This window comes from Pantoea sp. RIT413, assembly GCF_003057675.2.
GTDB classification, from domain to species: domain Bacteria; phylum Pseudomonadota; class Gammaproteobacteria; order Enterobacterales; family Enterobacteriaceae; genus Pantoea; species Pantoea eucrina.
The window spans coordinates 1-22,901 of the sequence record NZ_QBJB02000011.1 but is presented as its reverse complement, the minus strand read 5'-3'; the positions used below and the strand labels follow the sequence as shown (position 1 = coordinate 22,901).

20 protein-coding genes are annotated in these 22,901 nt (G+C 56.0%); 9 read left to right on the top strand and 11 right to left on the bottom strand.

The annotated features are described in order from the left end of the window. The first annotated feature begins 105 nt into the window (after nucleotides 1-105). Together DBY66_RS13565 and DBY66_RS13560 are read left to right on the top strand one after the other, a co-directional pair. Nucleotides 106-1,494, top strand: a complete 1,389-nt coding sequence (locus DBY66_RS13565) for a uracil-xanthine permease family protein (RefSeq protein WP_039381325.1) — start codon at nucleotides 106-108, stop codon at nucleotides 1,492-1,494. A 122-nt stretch (nucleotides 1,495-1,616) separates the two neighbouring features. After that, nucleotides 1,617-3,296 carry an AsmA family protein gene (locus DBY66_RS13560; RefSeq protein ID WP_039385670.1) on the top strand — a complete coding sequence of 560 codons (1,680 nt, stop codon included), beginning with the start codon at nucleotides 1,617-1,619 and terminating at the stop codon, nucleotides 3,294-3,296. A gap of 48 nt (nucleotides 3,297-3,344) precedes the next feature. Here DBY66_RS13560 and fabY read toward each other — a convergent pair whose 3' ends face one another. The 5 genes from fabY to typA all read right to left on the bottom strand — a co-directional run bounded on the left by fabY (nucleotide 3,345) and on the right by typA (nucleotide 8,214). Further along, complete coding sequence (fabY, locus tag DBY66_RS13555) at nucleotides 3,345-4,292, bottom strand: fatty acid biosynthesis protein FabY (protein WP_039381327.1); 948 nt, start codon at nucleotides 4,290-4,292, stop codon at nucleotides 3,345-3,347. A gap of 59 nt (nucleotides 4,293-4,351) precedes the next feature. Further along, a complete protein-coding gene (gene dtd / locus DBY66_RS13550; RefSeq protein WP_108570154.1) occupies nucleotides 4,352-4,789 on the bottom strand; it encodes a D-aminoacyl-tRNA deacylase in 438 nt (145 codons plus the stop codon). Then, complete coding sequence (locus DBY66_RS13545; protein ID WP_039381331.1) at nucleotides 4,786-5,652, bottom strand: virulence factor BrkB family protein; 867 nt, start codon at nucleotides 5,650-5,652, stop codon at nucleotides 4,786-4,788. Before DBY66_RS13545 ends, dtd begins: the two co-directional genes overlap by 4 nt. A 5-nt stretch (nucleotides 5,653-5,657) precedes the next feature. Continuing rightward, on the bottom strand, nucleotides 5,658-6,254 hold the full coding sequence (gene yihX / locus DBY66_RS13540; RefSeq protein WP_039381334.1) for a glucose-1-phosphatase: 597 nt from the start codon (nucleotides 6,252-6,254) through the stop codon (nucleotides 5,658-5,660). A 139-nt stretch (nucleotides 6,255-6,393) separates the two neighbouring features. Continuing rightward, complete coding sequence (typA, locus tag DBY66_RS13535) at nucleotides 6,394-8,214, bottom strand: ribosome-dependent GTPase TypA (RefSeq protein WP_039381337.1); 1,821 nt, start codon at nucleotides 8,212-8,214, stop codon at nucleotides 6,394-6,396. A 439-nt stretch (nucleotides 8,215-8,653) separates the two neighbouring features. Here typA and glnA point away from each other — a divergent pair, with 439 nt between their 5' ends. The 4 genes from glnA to DBY66_RS17795 all read left to right on the top strand — a co-directional run bounded on the left by glnA (nucleotide 8,654) and on the right by DBY66_RS17795 (nucleotide 12,935). After that, entirely contained in the window at nucleotides 8,654-10,063 is a 1,410-nt protein-coding gene (gene glnA, locus DBY66_RS13530) for a glutamate--ammonia ligase (RefSeq protein ID WP_039381340.1), read from the top strand. A 177-nt stretch (nucleotides 10,064-10,240) separates the two neighbouring features. After that, nucleotides 10,241-11,290, top strand: a complete 1,050-nt coding sequence (glnL, locus tag DBY66_RS13520) for a nitrogen regulation protein NR(II) (RefSeq protein ID WP_108570156.1) — start codon at nucleotides 10,241-10,243, stop codon at nucleotides 11,288-11,290. Between the two features lie 7 nt (nucleotides 11,291-11,297). After that, on the top strand, nucleotides 11,298-12,707 hold the full coding sequence (glnG, locus tag DBY66_RS13515) for a nitrogen regulation protein NR(I) (protein ID WP_065648389.1): 1,410 nt from the start codon (nucleotides 11,298-11,300) through the stop codon (nucleotides 12,705-12,707). A gap of 102 nt (nucleotides 12,708-12,809) precedes the next feature. Beyond that, nucleotides 12,810-12,935, top strand: coding sequence for a YshB family small membrane protein (locus tag DBY66_RS17795; protein WP_139239666.1), 126 nt, complete (start codon nucleotides 12,810-12,812; stop codon nucleotides 12,933-12,935). A 30-nt stretch (nucleotides 12,936-12,965) separates the two neighbouring features. Here DBY66_RS17795 and hemN read toward each other — a convergent pair whose 3' ends face one another. Together hemN and yihI are read right to left on the bottom strand one after the other, a co-directional pair. Continuing rightward, nucleotides 12,966-14,339 carry an oxygen-independent coproporphyrinogen III oxidase gene (hemN, locus tag DBY66_RS13510; RefSeq protein ID WP_039381347.1) on the bottom strand — a complete coding sequence of 458 codons (1,374 nt, stop codon included), beginning with the start codon at nucleotides 14,337-14,339 and terminating at the stop codon, nucleotides 12,966-12,968. Nucleotides 14,340-14,572: 233 nt separating this feature from the next. Next, nucleotides 14,573-15,094 carry a Der GTPase-activating protein YihI gene (yihI, locus tag DBY66_RS13505; protein WP_039381350.1) on the bottom strand — a complete coding sequence of 174 codons (522 nt, stop codon included), beginning with the start codon at nucleotides 15,092-15,094 and terminating at the stop codon, nucleotides 14,573-14,575. 555 nt (nucleotides 15,095-15,649) lie between these two features. On the opposite strand from yihI, the gene yihA reads away from it, so the two are divergent. Continuing rightward, complete coding sequence (gene yihA / locus DBY66_RS13500) at nucleotides 15,650-16,294, top strand: ribosome biogenesis GTP-binding protein YihA/YsxC (RefSeq protein ID WP_039381353.1); 645 nt, start codon at nucleotides 15,650-15,652, stop codon at nucleotides 16,292-16,294. A 290-nt stretch (nucleotides 16,295-16,584) separates the two neighbouring features. On the opposite strand, the gene polA is transcribed toward yihA, so the two are convergent. The 4 genes from polA to DBY66_RS13480 all read right to left on the bottom strand — a co-directional run bounded on the left by polA (nucleotide 16,585) and on the right by DBY66_RS13480 (nucleotide 21,698). Next, complete coding sequence (gene polA, locus DBY66_RS13495) at nucleotides 16,585-19,368, bottom strand: DNA polymerase I (protein ID WP_104086036.1); 2,784 nt, start codon at nucleotides 19,366-19,368, stop codon at nucleotides 16,585-16,587. A 365-nt stretch (nucleotides 19,369-19,733) separates the two neighbouring features. Beyond that, entirely contained in the window at nucleotides 19,734-20,363 is a 630-nt protein-coding gene (gene dsbA, locus DBY66_RS13490) for a thiol:disulfide interchange protein DsbA (protein ID WP_039381357.1), read from the bottom strand. A gap of 26 nt (nucleotides 20,364-20,389) precedes the next feature. Continuing rightward, the gene (locus DBY66_RS13485) at nucleotides 20,390-21,376 is read right to left on the bottom strand and encodes a serine/threonine protein kinase (RefSeq protein ID WP_039381359.1); all 987 of its coding nucleotides are present in this window, start codon (nucleotides 21,374-21,376) and stop codon (nucleotides 20,390-20,392) included. A gap of 46 nt (nucleotides 21,377-21,422) precedes the next feature. Next, nucleotides 21,423-21,698: a YihD family protein gene (locus DBY66_RS13480; protein WP_039381361.1), complete on the bottom strand. Its 276-nt coding sequence runs from the start codon at nucleotides 21,696-21,698 to the stop codon at nucleotides 21,423-21,425. A 56-nt stretch (nucleotides 21,699-21,754) separates the two neighbouring features. On the opposite strand from DBY66_RS13480, the gene mobA reads away from it, so the two are divergent. Then, a complete protein-coding gene (gene mobA / locus DBY66_RS13475) occupies nucleotides 21,755-22,327 on the top strand; it encodes a molybdenum cofactor guanylyltransferase MobA (protein ID WP_108570157.1) in 573 nt (190 codons plus the stop codon). Next, nucleotides 22,327-22,830, top strand: coding sequence for a molybdopterin-guanine dinucleotide biosynthesis protein MobB (gene mobB, locus DBY66_RS13470; protein ID WP_108570158.1), 504 nt, complete (start codon nucleotides 22,327-22,329; stop codon nucleotides 22,828-22,830). Before mobA ends, mobB begins: the two co-directional genes overlap by 1 nt. The last annotated feature ends 71 nt before the right edge of the window (nucleotides 22,831-22,901 follow it).

Genomic DNA, 22,901 nt, shown 5'->3' with positions numbered 1-22,901 from the left:
CCGCTGAAAAATTGTCCAGCCGGTAATTAGCCGCAGCGATGCAAACGATTGCTTTCAGCGGGCAACCGTTTAAAATCGCCACTTTGCTGTTACTGAGAGCCTGTCATGTCTGTTAATCGTGCCGAACCCCTTTCGCCCGCCAGTGCGTCTGCCACGACAAAAAGCGAACTGATTTATCGTCTTGAGGATCGCCCGCCGCTGCCGCAGACGCTGTTTGCCGCCTGTCAGCACCTGCTGGCGATGTTCGTTGCCGTGATCACCCCGGCACTGCTGATCTGCCAGGCGCTGGGGCTACCGGCACAGGATACGCAGCACATCATCAGTATGTCGCTGTTTGCCTCCGGCGTAGCGTCGCTGCTGCAGATCAAAACCTGGGGACCGGTGGGCTCCGGGCTGCTGTCGATTCAGGGCACCAGCTTTAACTTTGTTACGCCGCTGATTATGGGCGGTATGGCGCTGAAGAATGGTGGCGCGGATGTGCCCACCATGATGGCAGCGCTGTTTGGCACGCTGATGGTCGCCTCCTGTACCGAAATGCTGCTGTCGCGCGTGCTGCATCTTGCACGCCGGATTATTACGCCGCTGGTGTCGGGCATCGTAGTGATGATTATCGGTCTCTCACTGATTCAGGTCGGGCTGACCTCAATTGGCGGCGGCTTTGCTGCTATGAACGATCACAGCTTTGGCGCGCCTGGAAATCTGCTGCTGGCAGGTGCCGTGCTGCTGGTGATTATTCTGCTTAACCGTCAGCGCAACCCCTATCTGCGTGTGGCATCGCTGGTGATCGCGATGGCGGTGGGTTATGCACTGGCGTGGGGACTGGATATGCTGCCGGAGAGCGCGGCACCGGTAGAGCAGCCGCTGCTGGCTGTGCCTTCACCGCTCTATTACGGGCTGGGTTTTGACTGGAATCTGCTGATCCCGCTGATGCTGGTCTTTATGGTTACTTCGCTGGAAACCATCGGTGATATCACCGCCACCTCTGACGTTTCAGAACAGCCGGTCAGCGGCCCGCTCTATATGAAGCGCCTGAAAGGGGGCGTACTGGCAAACGGCCTGAACTCCTGCGTCTCTGCCCTGTTTAACACCTTCCCCAACTCCTGTTTTGGTCAGAACAACGGCGTGATCCAGCTGACCGGCGTGGCCAGCCGCTATGTAGGCTTTGTGGTGGCGCTGATGCTGGTGGTTCTCGGGCTGTTTCCGGCGGTCAGCGGCTTTGTTCAGCATATTCCGGAACCGGTGCTGGGCGGGGCCACTATCGTGATGTTCGGCACCATTGCCGCTTCCGGCGTGCGCATTGTATCCCGTGAGCCGCTTAACCGCCGCGCTATCATGATTATTGCGCTATCGCTGGCGGTCGGACTCGGTGTCTCTCAGCAGCCGCTGATCCTGCAGTTTGCGCCAGAGTGGCTGAAAACGCTGCTCTCTTCCGGTATTGCTGCCGGCGGTATTACGGCGATCGTGCTTAATCTTATTTTCCCGCAGGAAAAATAGCGCAGCAGGCAGGCGCCCGCCTGCCTGCTATTTATCCGCATTTTTCGCCAGACGGTTGAGCTGTAACGGTAATTCAGGCATAACAACCACTGACCGGACAACGATCGCGATGGATGAATGCAATGAAATTCCTGGGCAAGTTTTTCCTTACTCTATTACTGCTGATTCTGCTGCTGCTGGTGATCGGTTATGTACTGGTGCAGACACAGTGGGGCGCCGGCTGGTTTAGCCGCTGGGTAAGTGATAAAACTGCGTGGCATCTCTCCGTCAGTAAAATTGAGCACAACTTCTCTTCCCCTTCGCATATCGTGCTGGATAATTTCAGTTTTGGTCACGATGGCCAGCCTGCGGTTGTCGTGGCTAAACGCATCGATCTGGGCCTGGCGATGGTGCAGTTCAGCGACTGGCTTCATTTTGACAGCATTGAAATTCATGAAGGGGAGATCAATCTCGCTAATCAGACGCCATCCACCACGCTGCCCGTTCAGGCCAACCGCCTGCAGCTGCGCAATGTGCGCCTGGAAAGCCCGCGCACCGCGCTGCCGCTCTCTGCCCGCGGCGTCAATGGCGGTATTGTTCCATGGAAACCTGTATCCGCCGATATGCTGGGCAGTGACGCACAGTTTCAGATAAGCGCCGCGCAGCTGACGCTGAACGGGCTGGCCGGTGATAACGTGCTGCTACAGGGCAACGTGGCGCAGCGCCGCCTGCAGCTCACCACGATAGGTGCGGATATCGCCCGGGGATCGGTGACCGGTCGGGCAGAGCGTGACGACCAGGGTAACTGGAGCATTGATCAGCTGCGCCTGAATGATATCCGTCTGCAGACCAGCCAATCGCTGAATGATTTCCTGCGCCCGCTGCTGACGGCCCCTGCGGTCACAATTAACCGTCTGGATGTCACCGACGCCCGGCTGCAGGGACCGGACTGGGCGGTCACCGACCTCGATCTTACGCTGCGGGACATTACCCTGCGCAACGGCGACTGGCAGAGTAACGAAGGCTATCTGGCGATGAATGCCGGCAACTTTATCAATGGCAGCCTGGCGCTGGATGATCCTATCGTTAATGCAGAGTTCTCGCCTGAAGGCGTCAGACTTACGCAGTTCAGCTCCCGCTGGGTTAACGGTATTCTGCGCGCCAGCGGCAGCTGGACGCGCAGCAACCGGCAGCTGACGCTGGACGATCTGGCCGTGGCCGGACTGGAGTATACGCTGCCGCAGAACTGGCGCGAGCGCTGGCAGGCCGCCCTGCCCGCCTGGCTTGACAGCGTGCTGGTGAAGCACGCCACCGCCAATCGTAACCTGATCATCGATATCAACCCGGCGTTTCCTTTCCAGATGACGGCGCTGGACGGCTCTGCGGATAATCTGCTGCTGGCGCGCGCGCATCAGTGGGGGATCTGGTCGGGCAAAGCGAGTCTTAACGCGGCAGAAGCGACCTTTAACCGTACCGATCTGCGTCATCCCTCAATAGCGCTGACGGCAGATGAGCAGCAAATCCAGATAACAGAAATGAGCGCTTTTAACGGCAATGGACTGCTGGAGGCGACGGCAACGGTAGGCCAGAGCGCCGAACGTCCGCTGACGCTGAGCCTGAAGGGCCAGGCGGTGCCGGTCAACGTACTGGAAAACTGGGGCTGGCCAGCGCTGACGCAGAGCGGTGACAGTAATCTGCAGCTGCAGCTTAAGGGGTCACTGCGCGCCGGTACGCCGCTGCGTCCGGGCATTTCGGCAGACCTTTCCGTTACCACGGACGCCGGCTCGCTGCAGCAGAGCATGCGTAACGGGCAGACAGATTAAGAACGGCAGGCCGATCGCGTTGTTGCCGCGCGATCGGCTGCACCATCCTCAGTTTATCAGCGCGCCGGAGCCACCCGCTTCGAGTGGACCATGCTGGTCCGCAGGCAGCACAATATAGACGCCCTCAAATACTGCGCCCGGCTCTTCATTTCCGTACAGCTCAACCTCCAGCTGCACGCGCGCCTTGCGCCCGCGCGCGAGGCGGTCGAGATCGCCGCTCAGCGAGCCGAGATCGGCAGTGGCGCCGGGCCGTCCGCTGATCGGTTTGCTGTAGCGGATATGCGCATCCGCCAGAATGATGGTTCCGCCCAGATGACGTTCGCGCAGCAGCAGCCAGATCAGCCCCCAGCCGGTCAGCGTGGCCAGCGAGAAAAGACTGCCGGCAAACAGCGTATGGTGCGGATTCTGATTGCCGGTCTCCGGCATGGTGGTGACAAATTTCTGCCCGGTATATTGCAGGATGCGCACGCCCATCTTCTCACTCAGGGGAATATGCTCATACCACGCCTGCTGGAGCTGGCCGCACCAGTCGGCGCGATGCAGAATATCATCCAGCGTCACCACCGGTTTGATCATCAGAAAATGGCGCACCGGCGTGGTCTGCGGTGCGGTGATTTCACCCTGATTGATAAAACCCAGCTTGGCAAAAAACTCCACGGCGTCTTCGCGCGCGCTGCAGGTTACGCGCTTGGCGCCTTCCTGTCGCGCCACGGATTCCAGCGTCATCGCCACCAGCGTCCCGAGCCCCTTGCCCTGTACCGACGGGTGCACGGCCAGAAAGCGAATAGCTGCTTCATTCTCTGCGTTGATATAGAGGCGGCCTGCGGCAACCGGCTTGCCCTGCTCATCCACCACCATCTGATGGTGCGCCAGCGCGTCCCAGGCATCCCGCTCTGAGCCCTGCGGCTGGCGCAGCGGCTTGCGCAGCATTTCCCAGCGGAACTGGTAATACATGTCCAGCTCTTCGGCCGTCTGAGGCACTCGAAGATGATACATAAAATGATTCTCCCGTTCGGAGCCAGCGTGGCCGATTGCCTGCCGCCAGGCTGCCGATCTCACACCTGCAACCAGAAAGTGACCGGACCGTCGTTAACCAGTGAAACCTGCATATTGGCCGCAAAGCGACCGCTGGCGGTTGTGATACCGCTGGCCCGGCAGCAGTCGCTGAAGACGTTATAGAGCCGCTCCGCTTCTGCCGGTACGGCATCGCCGGAAAAGGAGGGACGCATGCCCTTACGGGTATCTGCCGCCAGCGTAAACTGCGAAACCACCAGCACGCTGCCGCCAGCCTGGTGCACATTCAGATTCATTTTGTCATTCTCGTCACCGAAAACACGGTAGCCGAGCACTTTATCGCAGAGCCGCCGGGCTTTTTGATCATCATCCTCTTTTTCCACGCCCAGCAGCACCAGCAGTCCGGCGCCAATCTCACCAATGATCTGGTTGTCGACCGCCACGCTGGCGGCACTGACGCGCTGAATTAATGCAATCATGTTTCCTCACGGGATGGTTCATGTTCCTGCAGCTTTAGCTGGCGATAGTCATTCAGGGTGACGGTGACTTCCGCTCCCAGCAAAACAATACACCACGTCCAGTAGACCCACAGAAACAGAATCGGGATAACGGCCAGTACGCCATAAATTAACTGATACGAGGGAAACATCGTAACATAGAGCGCAAAGCCTTTTTTACCCAGCTCAAACAGCAGGCCTGCCACCACCGCCCCGGTGAGCGCATCGCGCCCCGGCACGCGCCGCGTTGGCACCACGCTGTAAAGCAGCCAGAACGCCAGAATGGAGAGCACCAGCGGGAAGATACGCAGCGCCTGGTCGATCAGGCTGGTAACGCCGGTGACATTGACCCAGCGCAGCGACAGCAGATAGGAGCTAATCGCCAGGCTGGCGCCAGCCAGCAGCGGGCCGAGCGTCAGGATCATCCAGTAAACGGCAAACGAATAGATCATCGGACGCGGCGAATTGCTGCGCCAGATGGCGTTCAGCGCGCTGTCAACGGAGTGCATCAGCAGCAGCGCCGTGACAATCAGCCCTACCGCGCCTACCGCCGTCATTTTATTTACGTTAGCGACAAACTGGTCAAGGTAGCGCTGGATCACGTCGCCAGCTGCCGGCATAAAGTTGGTAAAGATAAAATTCTTGAGCTGTACGCTGATGTCGGAAAAAACCGGGAACGCGGCGAACAGCGCGAAGATCACCGCCACCAGCGGCACCAGCGCCAGCAGGGAAACGTAGGCAAGATTCCCCGCCTGCGTGGTCATGTTATCTTCGTCGATGCGCCGCCACAGCAGTTTCAGCCACAAAAAGAACGCATGCGCCCGGTGGCGCAGAGTGTTAGCCATCACATTTACCCACGCGCTGCGAACCAGGCGGGCAGGGTTTTGTGATCTTCCACCAGCACGCTTTCGATTCCCAGCGCGCGCGCCGCATCGATATTCGCCTGATTGTCATCAAAGAAGATGGCCTGGTCCGCCGTGTAACCCTCCTGCGCCAGCACATGGCTGAAAATCCGCGCTTCCGGTTTACGCATGCCGAGCTCCTGCGACATATAGACGCGATCGGCAGCCTGCTGAACTTCCGGATAGTGCGTCGGCCAGAATTCAAAATGCAGCTGGTTGGTGTTGGAAAGGATCACCACGCGTTCGCCGCGGGCGCGAAGCTGGTTCATGATCGCCAGCGTCTCCGGGCGAACGCCGACAAACACGGCCTGCCAGCCGGCGGTAAACTGCTCATAGCTCAGGGCAATATCGAGCTGCTCGCAAAGGCGCTCGGCAAATTCCGGGTCGCTGATCTCGCCCCGTTCATGTTGTTCAAACGCTTCATCCATGCTGAAGCGACTCTGCAGCGTGGCCAGCGGCACACGGCCTAAATCACTCCAGACGCCCAGTACGCGATTGAAGTCGATATCAACAATCACGTTACCCAAATCAAAGATGTACAGCATGACGCCTCTCCTCTGTGCTTCCGGGATCATTCACTCTAGCGGCAAAAAGCGTAGCTGAACAGGGAGCATTCGGGGAAAAAGGCGGGCAACAGAAACAAAAAAGCCCCGCAGTGCGGGGCCTGATAACAGAACGTATCGTTTACTCTTTACCGCCGCGAGACGCGCGTTTGCGATCGTTCTCGGTCAGGTGACGTTTACGGATACGGACTGACTGTGGCGTAACTTCAACCAGTTCGTCATCATCGATGAACTCGATCGCCTGCTCCAGCGTCATTTTCTGTGGCGGAACCAGCGTCGTCGCCTCATCGGTACCTGACGCACGCATGTTGGTCAGTTTCTTACCGGTCAGACAGTTTACCGTCAGGTCGTTAGAGCGGCTGTGAATACCGATGATCTGGCCTTCATAAACCTCTGCACCGTGACCCAGGAACAGCTTACCGCGATCCTGCAGACCAAACAGAGCAAACGCAACGGCTTTACCCTGACCGTTAGAGATCAGAACGCCGTTCTGACGCTGACCAACTTCGCCCGGACGCACGTCGTCGTAGTGGCTGAAAGTCGAGTAGAGCAGACCGGTACCGGAGGTCATGGTCATGAATTCGTTACGGAAGCCGATCAGACCACGGCTTGGGATCACGTAGTCGAGACGTACGCGGCCTTTGCCATCCGGATCCATGTTTTTCATGTCGCCTTTACGCTCACCCATCGCCTGCATCACTGAGCCCTGGTGGGTCTCTTCGATATCGAGGGTAACGTTCTCAAACGGCTCCTGCTTGCGGCCTTCATGCTCACGGAAGATAACTTTCGGACGGGATACCGCCAGCTCAAAGCCTTCACGACGCATGTTTTCGATCAGAACGGAAAGGTGCAGCTCACCACGACCTGATACGCGGAATGCATCAGCATCTTCGGTCTCTTCAACGCGCAGTGCAACGTTGTGTACCAGCTCTTTGTTCAGGCGATCCAGGATCTGACGTGAAGTAACGTATTTACCTTCTTTACCGCAGAACGGTGAGGTATTGACGTTAAAGAACATGGTTACGGTAGGCTCATCTACGCTCAGCGCCGGCAGCGCCTCTACATTCTGCGTGTCGCAGATGGTATCGGAGATGTTCAGTTCACCCAGACCGGTAACGGCAATGATGTCGCCCGCTTCTGCCAGATCGCTGTCAATACGCTCCAGACCCAGATGCGTCAGCACTTTACCCACTTTCGCGTTGCGGGTTTTGCCTTCGCTATCAATCACAGTAACCTGCTGGTTCGGCTTGATTTTACCGCGCTTGATGCGGCCAATACCGATAACGCCCAGGTAGTTGTTGTAGTCCAGCTGAGAGATCTGCATCTGCAGCGGCGCATCAGCTTCAACCTGCGGCGGAGAAACGTGATCGACGATTGCCTGATACAGCGGAGTCATGTCCTCAGCCATATCAGTGTGTTCCAGACCTGCAATACCATTCAGCGCTGACGCATAAATGATAGGGAAGTCCAGCTGCTCGTCAGTCGCGTCGAGGTTAACGAACAGGTCGAATACCTGGTCTACAACCCAGTCAGGACGCGCGCCTGGACGGTCAATTTTGTTGATAACAACAATAGGTTTCAGACCGTGAGCAAAGGCTTTCTTGGTTACGAAGCGGGTTTGCGGCATAGGGCCATCCATCGCATCAACAACCAGCAGCACCGAATCCACCATGGACATGACGCGCTCTACTTCACCACCGAAGTCGGCGTGTCCCGGGGTATCAACGATGTTGATACGGTAGTCGTTCCATTTGATGGCGGTGTTTTTTGCGAGGATGGTAATTCCACGCTCTTTTTCCAAATCATTGGAATCCATCACACGTTCAGTCGCTTCGGTACGAGCGTCAAAAGTACCAGACTGTTGCAGCAGTTTGTCGACCAGGGTGGTTTTTCCATGGTCAACGTGCGCGATGATGGCGATGTTACGCAAATTTTCGATCACAGCTTTGCCTCAGGCATTATAGAAATAACGCGGTATTGTACACGGATTAAGCGGAATACTGAACATGATCACAGTTTTCCCGACAATATTCTCACGCTGCTGGTTTTTAGCACCATTAGCGGTGCAAATATCTGCACTCTGCTGGCTTTATGCACCATTTTAGTGCCATCAGCGCACCGTTTTGCACCATAATAAAGCAATGCGTCTGTTCTGGTGCAGCTGCTGATGCACCGCAGCGCGCCGCACAGCGCTATTTATTGCGCTTAAAAAAAGTTGGCACAGAATTCGCTTTATCTTTTTTAAGTGCAAACGACAGTGGCCTGATGGCTGAATAGCTTGCCGGGATCTTAGTCAGGGGTGGTCAGTAGTCGTGACACATTCCAGGCATTTTGAGTTCTCTCACCACGACAACAGATGACCATTTCCAGGAGAGTTGAGTATGTCCGCTGAACACGTTCTCTCGATGATGAACGAGCATGAAGTTAAGTTCGTCGATCTGCGTTTTACCGATACTAAAGGTAAAGAACAGCACGTCACCATTCCTGCTCATCAGGTTAACGCAGACTTCTTTGAAGAAGGCAAAATGTTCGATGGTTCATCCATCGGTGGCTGGAAAGGCATTAACGAATCAGACATGGTGCTGATGCCGGATGCCACCACTGCGGTGATGGACCCGTTCTTCGAAGACCCGACCCTCATCATCCGGTGTGACATCCTCGAGCCAGGCACGCTGCAGGGTTACGATCGCGATCCGCGCTCCATCGCCAAGCGCGCTGAAGAGTACCTGCGCGCTTCCGGTATTGCTGACACCGTGCTGTTCGGACCTGAGCCAGAGTTTTTCCTGTTTGACGATATCCGTTTCGGTTCATCGACTTCAGGTTCACACGTCGCTATCGATGATATTGAAGCGTGCTGGAACACTGGCAAAGCGTACGAAGGCGGCAACAAAGGCCACCGTCCGGGTCTGAAAGGCGGCTACTTCCCGGTACCACCGGTTGACTCCTCTCAGGATATCCGTTCTGCCATGTGTCTGACCATGGAGCAGATGGGTCTGGTTGTAGAAGCACATCACCACGAAGTGGCAACCGCTGGTCAGAACGAAGTGGCAACCCGCTTCAACACCATGACCAAAAAAGCGGATGAAATTCAGATTTATAAGTATGTCGTGCACAACGTTGCGCACGCCTACGGCAAGACCGCAACCTTTATGCCAAAACCGATGTTTGGTGACAACGGATCCGGTATGCACTGCCATATGTCACTCTCTAAAGGTGGCGTAAACCTGTTCTCTGGCGATAAGTACGGCGGCCTCTCTGAAACCGCGCTGTTCTACATCGGCGGTGTGATCAAGCACGCTAAAGCGATTAACGCCCTGGCTAACCCAACCACCAACTCCTACAAGCGTCTGGTGCCGGGTTATGAAGCGCCGGTTATGCTCGCTTACTCCGCGCGTAACCGCTCAGCCTCCATCCGTATTCCGGTGGTTGCCAGCCCGAAAGCCCGCCGTATTGAAGCGCGCTTCCCGGATCCAGCGGCTAACCCATACCTGGCGTTTACTGCGCTGCTGATGGCTGGCCTCGACGGTATCATCAATAAAATCCATCCTGGCGATGCGATGGACAAAAATCTCTACGATCTGCCGCCGGAAGAAGAAGCGGAGATCCCGAAAGTAGCCGGTTCTCTGGAAGAAGCACTGAACGCGCTGAATGAAGATCGCGAGTTCCTGACCCGCGGCGGCGTATTCACTGATGACGCTATCGATGCTTATATCGAACTGCGCAAGCCAGATGTTGATCGCGTTCGCATGACGCCACACCCGGTTGAATTTGAACTCTACTACAGCGTTTAAATGGCCATTCACCTCTTTTGTCCGCCAGGCCGGGCAAAAGAGGACAACGTTTTTTTGTTGCCGTGGAAACTTTAGCCCATCTCCGGATGGGTTTTTTTCACCGCAAAATTGCCGTTATCGGGGAGTTTTCCATCCCAAAACGCTATAGTGCACCCATTTGGTGCAGAGGATCGTGGTATGGTTGCTGGCTCACTGCCCGACGCAGGGCAGATTCTCAACTCCCTGATAAACAGTATTCTGCTGGTCGATGACGGGCTGGTGATCCACTATGCCAATCCGGCTGCGCAGCAGCTGCTGGCGCAGAGTTCGCGTAAGCTGTTCGGTACGCCGCTGCCGGAGCTGACCGGCTACTTTTCGCTCAATCTTGACGTGATGCGCGAGAGCCTGGCCGCAGGCCAGGGCTTTACCGACAGCGAAGTCACGCTGGTGGTCGATGGACGCGCGCACATCATGTCGCTGACCGCGCAGCGTCTGCCGGACGGCCTGATCCTGCTGGAGATGGCGCCGATGGACAATCAGCGCCGGCTCAGCCAGGAGCAGATCCAGCATGCTCAGCAGGTTGCCGCACGCGATTTAGTGCGCGGCCTGGCGCATGAGATTAAAAACCCGCTTGGCGGCCTGCGCGGCGCGGCACAGCTGCTGTCGCGCGCGCTACCTGACCCGTCGCTGAACGAATACACCAACGTTATCATCGAGCAGGCAGACCGGCTGCGCAACCTGGTCGATCGTCTGCTGGGCCCGCAGCAGCCGGGGCTGCACGTTACGCAGAGCATTCATCAGGTGGCGGAGCGCGTGGTCAAGCTGGTCTCGATGGAGCTGCCGGACAACATAACGCTGGTACGCGACTACGATCCCAGCCTGCCGGAGCTGCCGCACGATCCTGACCAGATTGAACAGGTGCTGCTTAACGTCGTACGCAATGCGCTGCAGGCGCTCGGCGTAGAGGGCGGTACCATCGTGCTGCGTACGCGTACCGCTTTTCAGCTGACGCTGCACGGCACGCGCTACCGGCTGGTGGCACGTATTGATGTGGAAGATAACGGGCCGGGCATACCGGCACAGCTGCAGGATACGCTGTTCTATCCCATGGTCAGCGGACGCGAAGGGGGTACCGGTCTCGGACTCTCTATCGCCCGCAGCCTGATCGATCAGCACTCCGGAAAAATTGAATTTAACAGTTGGCCAGGTCACACCGAGTTTTCGGTCTACCTGCCCATTCGCCAGTGAGGTTTCTATGCAACGAGGGATAGTCTGGATCGTCGATGACGATAGCTCCATCCGCTGGGTGCTTGAACGCGCGCTCACTGGAGCCGGTTTAAGCTGCGCGACGTTTGACAGCGCCAGTGAGGTGCTGGATGCACTCGCCAGCAAAACCCCGGACGTACTATTGTCAGATATTCGCATGCCGGGCATGGATGGCCTGGCGCTACTGAAGCAGATCAAGCAGCGTCATCCGATGCTGCCGGTCATCATTATGACGGCGCACTCCGATCTTGATGCCGCCGTCAGTGCCTATCAGCAGGGCGCATTTGATTATCTGCCCAAGCCGTTTGATATCGATGAGGCGGTAGCGCTGGTCGAGCGCGCCATCAGCCACTATCAGGAGCAGCAGCAGCCGCGCAATCAGCCCGTCAGCGGCCCGACAACCGACATCATCGGCGAAGCGCCGGCGATGCAGGATGTGTTCCGTATTATTGGCCGTCTGTCACGCTCCTCCATCAGCGTGCTGATTAACGGTGAGTCGGGAACCGGTAAAGAGCTGGTCGCGCATGCGCTGCACCGCCACAGCCCGCGCGCCAAGGCGCCTTTTATCGCGCTGAATATGGCGGCGATCCCGAAAGACCTGATTGAATCTGAACTGTTCGGGCATGAAAAAGGCGCGTTTACCGGCGCCAATCAGATCCGTCAGGGGCGCTTTGAACAGGCTGATGGCGGCACACTGTTTCTTGATGAGATTGGCGATATGCCGCTGGATGTGCAGACGCGTCTGCTGCGCGTGCTGGCAGACGGTCAGTTCTATCGCGTGGGCGGCTACGCGCCGGTAAAAGTGGACGTGCGCATTATTGCCGCCACGCATCAGAACCTTGAGCTGCGCGTGCAGGAAGGCAAATTCCGTGAGGATCTGTTCCACCGCCTCAATGTCATTCGGGTACATCTTCCGCCGCTGCGTGAGCGCCGCGAAGATATTCCGCGTCTGGCACGCTACTTCCTGCAGGTTGCCGCACGCGAGCTGGGCGTTGAGGCTAAAATCCTGCATCCGGAAACGGAAACGGCGCTGACCCGCCTGCACTGGTCGGGCAACGTGCGCCAGCTGGAGAACACCTGCCGCTGGCTGACGGTCATGGCCGCCGGTCAGGAAGTGCTGATTCAGGATCTGCCGCCGGAGCTGTTTGAATCCGTCACGCCTGACAGTCCGGTGCAGTCGCTGCCGGACAGCTGGGCCACGCTGCTGGCGCAGTGGGCCGATCGCGCGCTGCGTTCCGGTCATCAGAACCTGTTATCTGAAGCGCAGCCGGAGATGGAGCGTACGCTGCTGACCACGGCGCTGCGTCACACCCAGGGGCATAAACAGGAAGCGGCACGCCTGCTTGGCTGGGGGCGCAATACGCTGACGCGCAAACTTAAAGAGCTGGGCATGGAGTAACGCTGCGACATCAGCGGCGCTTCTGCTGATTTTTTGCACGCACAGGCTGTACAGACCGTTACCGGTGAGTATGATATTCGCGGTAATCGGGAGAGAAGTATCATGCTGCAATCTGTCATGCTGACAATAGCGCATAATCTGGCAGCCATTGGCAGCGCGGTGGCCCATTCGCCGCAGACTGCGCTGGCTGCTGTGGTATGCGCCATTACGGCGAGCCTGTTCAGTTAATAGCAAGGGAGCGTATGCTCCCTTTGTTATTCAGATGATCCGGGAATAGTGCTGCTGGCGGCTTTTCTGCCGCAGGTAGCGATCGAAACACATGCAGACAGAGCGGATCAGCAGACGACCGCGTCCGGTCGCCGTTATACGCCGCCTCTCATAGCAAACCAGCCCCTCCGCCACCAGCGGAGCCAGCTGTGCCAGATCGTCGGCAAAATAGTCCTCAAACACGATCGGCCACTGCGCCTCCACGGCGGCAAAATCGAGCGTGAAGTTGCAGATAAGCTGTTTAATCACCTCACGCCGCAGACGATCGTCCTCCGTCAGCGTTAATCCGCGCCACAGCGCGCTACCCTGCTGTTCCACCCCTGCATACCACTCATTCAGCGCTTTCCGGTTCTGCGCATAGCTGTCGCCCAGCATGCTGATGGCAGATACGCCCAGCCCCAGCAGATCGCTCTCACCGTGCGTGGTGTAGCCCTGAAAATTGCGGTGCAGCAGACCGCTGCGCTGTGCGATCGCCAGGTCATCATCCGGCCGGGCGAAGTGGTCCATCCCGATAAACCGGTAACCTGCGGCGGTCAGTGTGGCAATGCTCTGCTGCAGGATCAGCAGCTTTTGCGCGCCGTCGGGCAGGTCTGCTGCTTTGATTTTGCGCTGTGCCGCAAACAGCGCCGGCATATGCGCATAGCTGAACAGGCTCAGACGGTCGGGAGCGAGCGCGATCACCCGCTGCAGCGTCAGCGCAAACCGTTCCGCACTCTGCAGCGGCAGACCGTAGATCAGATCGAAACTGACCGAACGAAAACCCTGTTCGCGCGCGCGCTTTACCAGCGCACCAATGGCCGCTTCATCCTGTATCCGGTTAATGCGCGCCTGCACCGCCCGATCAAAATCCTGGATCCCGATGCTCAGACGGTTGAACCCTTCCGTCCGCAGATGATCGATCGTGGCTGGCGCGATCTCACGCGGATCGATTTCGATCGACATTTCAGCATCATCCGTTATCGCGAAGTGATGCCGCAGCAGCGCCATCAGCCGGCTTATCTGCGCTCCGTCAAGAAAGGTCGGCGTGCCACCGCCCCAGTGCAGCTGTGTCACCCGGCGACCGGCAAACAGCGGAGCACGACAGGCAATCTCCTGCGCCAGCGCATTCAGATAGCGATCAGCTTTTTGCCGCTGGCGCGTCACTATTTTATTGCAGCCGCAGAAGTAACACAGTTTGTGGCAGAACGGGATATGCACGTAAAGAGAGAGCGGCCGGTGAGGATAACGGGTAGCAGCCTGCTCAAAATCTGCGGCGCGAAAAGTTTCGCTGAATTCCGGCGCGGTAGGATAGGAGGTATAACGCGGGCCTGAGCCGCTGTATTTCTCCACCAGCTGCTGATCCCATTCTATCTGCTGCGCGGTCATGCTTACCTCTTTCGGTGGCGTGTGGTCCGGAAAGGTCGCGCAGAAGGGTCAGTGAAGCGGTGAAGAGAACGCCGCCGTAAACGCGACTTCAGGCGCGACAGGCGGCGTAGTTTAAACAATAACCAGAGGATATAACATGTGAGCAGCAGCGCTAAAATTGATCCAGGCCAAAACATTGTCGAATACCTGTTCAGCGCGGCATGCGATACGGCGCATGCCGTCCGGTAACGGGATTACTGCCCTTTCAGCAGGCGCATCATATCTTCTTCAGCCTGTTCATCTTCGGCGTCATCATCCAGCGCGATCCCCAGCGTTTCCATCAGCTCATCGATGCGGTCCAGCGTCTCATCCAGCCACGCCTGGTCTTCACCGCTCAGCGTCTCGCCTTTTTCCAGGCGATCGAGCAGCGTGTCGAGACGTTCATCGTTCTCCAGCTTCGCCAGCTCCTCTTCAGGCGTCAGGCGTACTTTCTGCGCTTTCGCTTTGGGCTGAGGTGCCGCTTTTGTCACGGGCTGCGTTTTGCCGTCAGCCACCAGCGCCACCGGTTTTTTGCTGCCAATGCGGGCATCGCTGCTTTTTTTAGTCTGTGCGCTGCCGCTGCTCTGCGCCGTCGGGCTGGTGCGGCTGCCCGATTTATGGCCGCTATGCTTTTTATCGCGTTTACGATCGCGCGCTTCCTGATTCAGTTCTTCACGCGATTTACGTTTGGCTTTAGCAGCGGGTTTGCCACGCTGGGCGGGTGCAGGTTGCTTCATGATGTCCGGTCTCAGTGATGCCTGGTGAGTTCAGTATAGAATTGCGGCGAAATCTAGCAGAAAGCAGACAAAGAAAAAAGGCGATAGCTTTTGCTATCGCCTTATTTCGCACCTTCGTACGAAGGAAACTCTGAATAAATCCTTTACGGCTCTCAACGTCCCGGTCGCTCCGTCGCCATATCGCTCCTGCGAGTAATCCCTGTCCATTCCCGATTCCTGCCTGAATCGTACTCCTGCCATGCTCCTGGTCTTCCGGACACTCCTGAGCGCATCATCCTGATGGGTGCTGCCTTGCACTGACACCAAATGTAGACGAAAGTGCCAAATCAACAAGTAAGATCTCGCTCTTTTTTAAAGGGAAAAGAGCAAAATAATGCGCAATTCATTGTATTATAATAATAAAAAAATATTGAACTTTTTATTTTTAAGCTAAAACTGGCAGCAAAAATCGGCGATCTCTTACACGATTTGTCAGGGCTACGGCTGTCGGGTACTTTTGCGCCATAACAGGTATAATCAGCGCCATTAGTCCGTATCTATCAGCTGGAGTCTATTTTGTCTGCTTTGAATTATCACATCACTCACTTCATGCTCAGTGCGCCAGATATCCGTCATCTGCCGGCCGACACGGGTATTGAAGTAGCCTTTGCCGGGCGCTCAAATGCAGGCAAATCCAGTGCGCTTAATACCCTGACCAACCAGAAAAGTCTGGCGCGCACCAGTAAAACGCCGGGGCGCACTCAGCTTATCAACCTGTTTGAAGTGGTTGAAGGCAAACGTCTGGTGGATCTGCCCGGCTACGGCTATGCCGAAGTGCCTGAGGAGATGAAACGTAAATGGCAGCGTGCGCTGGCAGAGTATCTGCAGAAGCGGCAGGCGCTGAAAGGGCTGGTGGTGCTGATGGATATTCGCCATCCGCTTAAAGATCTCGATCAGCAGATGATTGAGTGGGCCGTAAGCAGCAATATTCCGGTACTGGTGCTGCTGACCAAAGCGGACAAGCTCGCCTCTGGCGCACGTAAAGCGCAGCTCAACATGGTGCGCGAAGCCGCGCTGGGCTTTATGGGCGACGTGCAGGTTGAGATGTTCTCTTCGCTGAAAAAGCTGGGCGTGGACAAGGTGCGTCAGAAACTGGATACCTGGTTCAGCGAACTTGAGCCGGCCCGTGAAGGTGACGCAGATAACCAGCCGGCTGAGTAACGGCAGCGTTGCCGGGTGAAAAAAGCCCAATAAAAAACGCCCCAGTCATAACTGACTGGGGCGGCTAAATATTCAGCCAAATCCGATTACGTGAAGTAAAAGGTCTGAAAGATAGAACATCTTACCTCTGTACCCTACGCGACGAACTTTACCTGATTTTTTCTGACCGACAAAGGATTTTTTGTGATCCAATTTCAGCTTTTGACATAATTTTTACCAGCTCCGTCACACTTTCGCACAGCGGCTGTAGTTTAATTTCCAAAAAAATGTTTAACAGGCAGCGAGTTAGATCAGTGCGCCTGATCCCAGTTATCACCGACACCCACTTCCACCAGCAACGGTACATCCAGCGACATACTGCTCTCCATCAGCTGACGGATTTTCTCGCTGGCGCTCTCTACCGCGTCTTTGTGGATCTCAAATACCAGTTCATCGTGTACCTGCATGATCATCTTCACATCATCACTGTTCTGCTGCTGCAGCCAGCCATCCACGGCAATCATCGCCCGCTTGATGATATCCGCTGCAGTGCCCTGCATCGGCGCATTAATGGCCGCCCGCTCAGCGGCTTTGCGGCGGATAGCGTTGCTGGATTTGATATCCGGCAGCCACAGACGACGCCCGTCCAGCGTCTCTACGTAACCTTTAGACGCCGCCTGATCGCGGGTCTTTTCCATATAGCGCAGTACGCCCGGATAGCGTTCGAAGTAGAGATCCATATATTTCTTCGCTTCACCGGCACCGATGTTCAGCTGACGCGAGAGGCCAAACGCACTCATGCCGTAAATCAGGCCGAAGTTAATCGCTTTGGCACTGCGGCGCTGCTCAGCTGAGACCTTTTCCAGCGGGGAACCAAACACTTCCGCTGCCGTAGCGCGGTGAATATCTTCTCCCTGCGCAAAGGCCTCCAGCAGACCTTTATCCTGCGACAGATGCGCCATGATGCGCAGCTCAATCTGAGAATAGTCCGCAGCAACAATGCGTTTATCTGCACCGGCGATAAAGGCCTGACGGATCCGGCGCCCTTCTTCGTTGCGAACCGGAATGTTCTGCAGGTTCGGATCGGTCGAGGATAGCCGGCCGGTCGCCGTGACCGCCTGATGATAAGAGGTGTGAACGCGTCCTGAGACCGGATTAATCATCTGCGGCAGTTTATCAGTGTAAGTAGATTTCAGCTTCGACAGCCCGCGATGTTCCAGGATGACTTTTGGCAGCGGATAATCAAGCGCCAGCTCGGCCAGTACTTCTTCACTGGTTGACGGCGCGCCGCCCGGTGTCTTTTTCGTAGGCTTAATGCCCTGCTTTTCAAACAGGATGGTTTGCAGCTGTTTGGTGGAGGAGAGATTAAACGGCTCTCCCGCCAGTTCATGCGCCTTCAGTTCCAGCTCAGAGAGGCGGGTTGTCAGCTCCTGCGAATGTCTGGCGAGGATGTTCTGATCGATAAGCACGCCGTTACGCTCAATGCGCGAAATCACCGTAACCAGAGGCATTTCGATATCGGTAAAGACCTGTTTCGGGCCCGCTTCCTGCTCCAGTTTTGGCCACATCTGCTGATGCAGCTGCAGCGTCACATCGGCATCTTCTGCCGCATAGTGTGCCGCCTGTTCCAGCGCGATTTGGTTAAACGTGAGCTGATTTTTACCTTTGCCGGCGATCTCTGTGAACGTGACCGTCTTGTGATTCAGCCAGCGCGCAGAGAGGCTATCCATATCATGCTTGCCGCCAACGCTGTTCAGGCAGTAGGACTCCAGCATGGTGTCAAACCGGATGCCGCGCAGCTCAATACCGTAATTTTTCAGCACGCCGCGATCGTATTTCAGGTTCTGCCCCACTTTCGCCGCGCGTTCATCCTCCAGCAACGGCTTTAATTTCGTCAGCACGTCAGTGCGATCGAGCTGATCGGGTGCGTCCAGATAGTCATGCGCAACCGGCAGGTAGGCAGCCTCCCCTGGGGCGACAGCAAACGCGATACCGACAATGGTGGCGCTAAGCGTATCGAGTGAATCCGTTTCGAGATCGAATGCAAACACTTCAGCCTGCTTCAGCTTATCGAGCCAGGTGCTAAAGGTTGCCTCATCAAGGATAGTGACATACCCGTCCGCGGAGAGCACGCTGGTAGCTTCCGCAGCCTCAGGCTCATCAGCCAGAGCGCTCTGCGCCTGCACATTACTCTTTTTACCCTGCAGCCACTTACCTTCCTGCAGATCGGCCTGCCAGCGCCGGAATTCAAAGCGGGCAAACAGCGTCTGCAGCGTCTCAACGTCAGGCTGGTTTACCGTCAGTTGATCGTAACTGACCTCCAGTGGCACATCGGTTTTAATGGTCGCCAGCTGGTAAGAGAGAAAGGCCACATCGCGGTTCTGTTCGAGTTTAGCCGCCATGGTTTTCGCGCCGCGGAATGACAGACCGGACACTTTATCGAGATTGTCATAAATGGCGTGCATACCACCCAGCCCCTGCAGCAGCGCCTGTGCGGTCTTCTCTCCCACGCCGGGTACGCCGGGAATGTTATCGGAGCTGTCGCCCATCATCGCCAGAAAATCGATGATCAGTGCCGGCGGCACACCATATTTCTCTTCAACCTCTTCCGGTCCCAGTACGGTATTGCTCATGGTATTGATCAGTGTGATCTCTGGCGTGACCAGCTGCGCCATATCTTTATCACCGGTACTGATCAGTACGCTGCGCCCCTGTTTGCCCGCTTCCAGTGCCAGCGTACCGATAACATCGTCTGCCTCCACGCCCGATACAGCCAGCAGCGGCAGCCCCATCGCTTTTACCATCTCATGCAGCGGTGCTATCTGCGCACGCAGATCGTCAGGCATCGGCGGACGATGAGATTTGTAGTGTTCAAACAGTTCGTCGCGGAAGGTTTTTCCTTTCGCATCGAAGACCACAGCCACATGGCTGGGCTGATACTGCATCAACAGACTTTTCAGCATGTTGAGCACACCATACATCGCGCCGGTAGGTTCGCCCGCGCTGTTGGTCAGTGGCGGAAAGGCATGATATGCACGGTAGAGATAAGAGGATCCGTCTACCAGAATCAGGGGATTTTCTGCGATTTTCGCCATAGTGTTAAGGTTTCTTCGTTGCGAGATTCAGGCTTATAAGGATGCCACAACCTGAGAAAAATGTTGAATGAACACGGGAGAGAGGCGCTTTTTTTCACGGTTATCAAACGTGGATCGCAACGATCTTTCTGTGGATAACTTTGTGCGCAAATTTCATAAGGCGCTATTTTTTTAGCATGAGAAAAATAATAAGCAGATAATAACTATTTATTTACAAGAGGTTAATAAGTTGCCGTGACGCAGAACGCGATTTTGAAAACGCGATCGTCCATGTGGATATCACTACAGAGTGCAGACAGGAAAAAGAATAAATGAGGGTGAAGAAATAAAAAACGCTGGCGTTGCCAGCGTTTAAGGGTGGCGCGTTACTGCTTTTCAGCCAGGAACTTAACCACGTTGGCATAATCGGCGACAAAATTCTCCATAGAGCTGGTGTCGAGACCGCCGTTATTGACCATATATTTGCCGTTGACGAAAATAGCCGGAACGCCCTGCAGATTGACATCAGAAGCCGCTTTCTGCTGCTGCGCAACCAGCGCTTTCACCGCAAAGCTGTTCCAGGCAGCGTCATAATCGCCAGCTGAGATCCCTGCTGCTTTAATAAAGGTTTCTTTCAGGCTAGCCGGATCGGTGATGGTTTGCGTTTTCTGAATGCCATCAAAAATCGGTGCGGTAACTTTGCTTTCCACGCCCAGTGCCATGGCCACTGCCCAGGCATGCGTGACCACCGGGCCTAAATCGCCGCCGAGAAAATCGACGTGATATTTTGTCACTTTGGTCTCAGCCGGCAGGTTCTTCTTCACCGCGTCGCTGACGTGATAAACACGTTCAAACTGATAGCAGTGCGGGCAGAAAAAGGAGAAGAACTCCATGACCTGCGGTTCACCTGCCACCGGTTTCTGCAGCGTGACATACTGTTTACCGTCGGTGAACTGCGCCGCTGATACGCTAAATGCCAGCAGCATTCCCGCCAGCGCAAGCCAGATTTTTTTCATTGTTAACCTATCTCCTGAGTACGTTATTAAAATTGCGGACCAAGCCGTAATGGGGGTTCGTGCAACAGTCGCTCCTGCTCAATCAGGAGGGCAATCTGCCGGCGCCAGAAATCCTCGTCAGTCATCCAGGGAAACGCACGCGGAAAAGCGGGATCCTGCCAGCGGCGTACGACCCAGGCCAGATAATAAACCATGCGCATGGCGCGTAAAGACTCAATCAGTGTCAATTCATGTAAATCGAAATCACCGAACTCGTTATACGCCTCTATCAGGATATCCCACTGAATGCGCTGCTCCTGCCGGTCGCCGTTTATCAGCATCCAGAGATCCTGCACGGCCGGACCGGTGCGCGCGTCATCCAGATCAACAAACATCGGGCCGTCGCGCCACAAAATATTGCCCGGATGACAGTCACCGTGCAGGCGCAGCGGCTGCCACTTTGTATGCCAGCTCTGCTGCAGCGTGATAAAAAGGCTATCCAGCGCCTTCAGTAAGCTCTCTTTAAGCCTTGCTGGCACCAGCTCGCTGTGCGCCAGCGTCTGCTGTGGCTGCAGGATATACTCCTCAAGACCCAGCGTCGGACGCCGGACAAAAGGTTTACGGCAGCCGGTCTGATGCATGCGGCCGAGGAAACGTCCTGTCCACTCCATCTGTTCTTCGTTATCCGTTTCATACTGACGACCGCCAACGCTGGGAAACACGGCAAACATAAATCCGGCATGCTGGTTAAGCGTGCTGCCCTGTAGCGTAAGCGGTGCCGCTACCGGCACGTCGTCATTCAGCAGATCCAGCGACAGCGCATGCTCTTCAAGGATCTGTTCCCGGCTCCAGCGCTGCGGACGATAGAACTTAGCGACGTAGCGCCGGTTTTCATCATCGCTGAACTGGTAAACGCGGTTTTCGTAGCTGTTCAGTGCCGTTAAGCCTGACTCCACCCGCAGCCCGGTATCCCATAAAGCATCGAGGATGGCATCCGGATCCAGCGTATGAAAATTAAAGGCAGCGTCGTTCATTTTCGGCCCTGTATGTTACCTTTGCAGTAGATGCGCAAGGATAGCACTACTCGTCAGCCTTGATCACACCGCGTGCGCGTAACAGTGCCGTTTTAAAGTCTGCTTCGTAATCTTTTCTGATACCGGGTATTTCTGTCGTGCTGTCGGCATCACGCATTTTGAGATGGTAAATCAATATGTCGTCGCGTAATTCACTTAACGGGCCATGAAAGCCCGCCTCCTGCGCCAGCTTGTGTAAAAAGGCCAGCAGGTGACATTCTGGCTCCTGCTGCCAGGCAGGCTGCAGAAGCGCAATCAGTTCGTTAAGACGATGGTTTTTCATAGCGGATCCCTCATCACACTGCTTTACACTGCACGGGTTCATTAAAGGAGACAACCATGCCCGTATTTACCGGCGTTATTCTGGCAGGCGGCCAGGGTAGTCGTATGGGAGGCCGTGATAAGGGGCTGGTGCAGCTGCACAATCAGCCTCTTTATCAGCATGTTCTGCAGCGACTGCAGCCACAGGTAGATAGTGTGCTGATCAGCGCTAACCGGCACCTTGATCAATATCAGTTAAGCGGCTGTAAGGTGATAACCGACACATTACCTGACTGGCCCGGACCGCTGGCAGGTATGCTGAGCGGGTTACGCCATAGCCAGAGTGAGTGGGTCGTTTTCTGCGCCTGTGATACACCCTATATACCTCAGGATTTCGTTCTGCGGCTGTGGCAACAGCGCGCAGAAGCGCCGGCGGTCTGGGTCAGGTCAGCCATGCGCGATCATCCGGTGCTGGCTCTGCTTAACCGGGCGCTGGCTGATGAACTCGCCGTGTATCTCGCACGCGGCGAACGGCGTCTGATGCAGTTTTTGCGCGCCAGCGGCGGTCACGCAGTGCTGTTTGAGGAGGATGAGAGGGTATTTCGCAATATTAATACCGCAGACGATCTGGCACAGGAGCAGGGAGAATAATGGACGTACCTTTACTCGCCATTGCCGCGTGGAGCGGTACCGGCAAGACCACACTGCTTAAATCACTGATACCGCTGTTAAAACAGCGCGGTGTGCGGACCGGTTTGATCAAACATTCTCATCATCAGCTGGAGATCGATACGCCAGGCAAGGACAGCTACGTTTTACGTAAAGCGGGCGCCGATCAGGTGATGGTTGCCAGCGAGCGGCGCTGGGCGCTGATGTGTGAAACGCCTGATGAACCCGCCTCTCTGCAACATCTGGCAGCACAGATGAACAGCGCAGCGCTGGATCTGATACTGGTTGAAGGATTCAGGGATGAGAAAGTGACAAAAATTGCACTGTGGCGGCGTGGTGTAAAAGGTGAGGCAGAAGAGTTGCTGGATGAATATGTTATTGCCGTAGCCAGCGATGAAGCACTGGCGCTGGATCTGCCGCTGCTGGATATCAATCAGCCTGATCACGTCGCAGACTTTATCGTCAGCTGGCTGAAAAAAGGTTAGCTTTTACGCATTTCTGAGCTTTCTGCGGACGTAAAAAAGCCCTGAACGCGTGTTCAGGGCTCTCTTACTTG

Bases quoted from the DNA above. Each gene is read 5' to 3' on its own strand.
- DBY66_RS13565 (WP_039381325.1), top strand. From the start codon at position 106: ATGTCTGTTAATCGTGCCGAACCCCTTTCGCCCGCCAGTGCGTCTGCC.
- DBY66_RS13560 (WP_039385670.1), top strand. From the start codon at position 1,617: ATGAAATTCCTGGGCAAGTTTTTCCTTACTCTATTACTGCTGATTCTG.
- fabY (WP_039381327.1), bottom strand. From the start codon at position 4,292: ATGTATCATCTTCGAGTGCCTCAGACGGCCGAAGAGCTGGACATGTAT.
- dtd (WP_108570154.1), bottom strand. From the start codon at position 4,789: ATGATTGCATTAATTCAGCGCGTCAGTGCCGCCAGCGTGGCGGTCGAC.
- DBY66_RS13545 (WP_039381331.1), bottom strand. From the start codon at position 5,652: ATGGCTAACACTCTGCGCCACCGGGCGCATGCGTTCTTTTTGTGGCTG.
- yihX (WP_039381334.1), bottom strand. From the start codon at position 6,254: ATGCTGTACATCTTTGATTTGGGTAACGTGATTGTTGATATCGACTTC.
- glnA (WP_039381340.1), top strand. From the start codon at position 8,654: ATGTCCGCTGAACACGTTCTCTCGATGATGAACGAGCATGAAGTTAAG.
- glnL (WP_108570156.1), top strand. From the start codon at position 10,241: ATGGTTGCTGGCTCACTGCCCGACGCAGGGCAGATTCTCAACTCCCTG.
- glnG (WP_065648389.1), top strand. From the start codon at position 11,298: ATGCAACGAGGGATAGTCTGGATCGTCGATGACGATAGCTCCATCCGC.
- DBY66_RS17795 (WP_139239666.1), top strand. From the start codon at position 12,810: ATGCTGCAATCTGTCATGCTGACAATAGCGCATAATCTGGCAGCCATT.
- hemN (WP_039381347.1), bottom strand. From the start codon at position 14,339: ATGACCGCGCAGCAGATAGAATGGGATCAGCAGCTGGTGGAGAAATAC.
- yihI (WP_039381350.1), bottom strand. From the start codon at position 15,094: ATGAAGCAACCTGCACCCGCCCAGCGTGGCAAACCCGCTGCTAAAGCC.
- polA (WP_104086036.1), bottom strand. From the start codon at position 19,368: ATGGCGAAAATCGCAGAAAATCCCCTGATTCTGGTAGACGGATCCTCT.
- dsbA (WP_039381357.1), bottom strand. From the start codon at position 20,363: ATGAAAAAAATCTGGCTTGCGCTGGCGGGAATGCTGCTGGCATTTAGC.
- DBY66_RS13485 (WP_039381359.1), bottom strand. From the start codon at position 21,376: ATGAACGACGCTGCCTTTAATTTTCATACGCTGGATCCGGATGCCATC.
- DBY66_RS13480 (WP_039381361.1), bottom strand. From the start codon at position 21,698: ATGAAAAACCATCGTCTTAACGAACTGATTGCGCTTCTGCAGCCTGCC.
- mobA (WP_108570157.1), top strand. From the start codon at position 21,755: ATGCCCGTATTTACCGGCGTTATTCTGGCAGGCGGCCAGGGTAGTCGT.
- mobB (WP_108570158.1), top strand. From the start codon at position 22,327: ATGGACGTACCTTTACTCGCCATTGCCGCGTGGAGCGGTACCGGCAAG.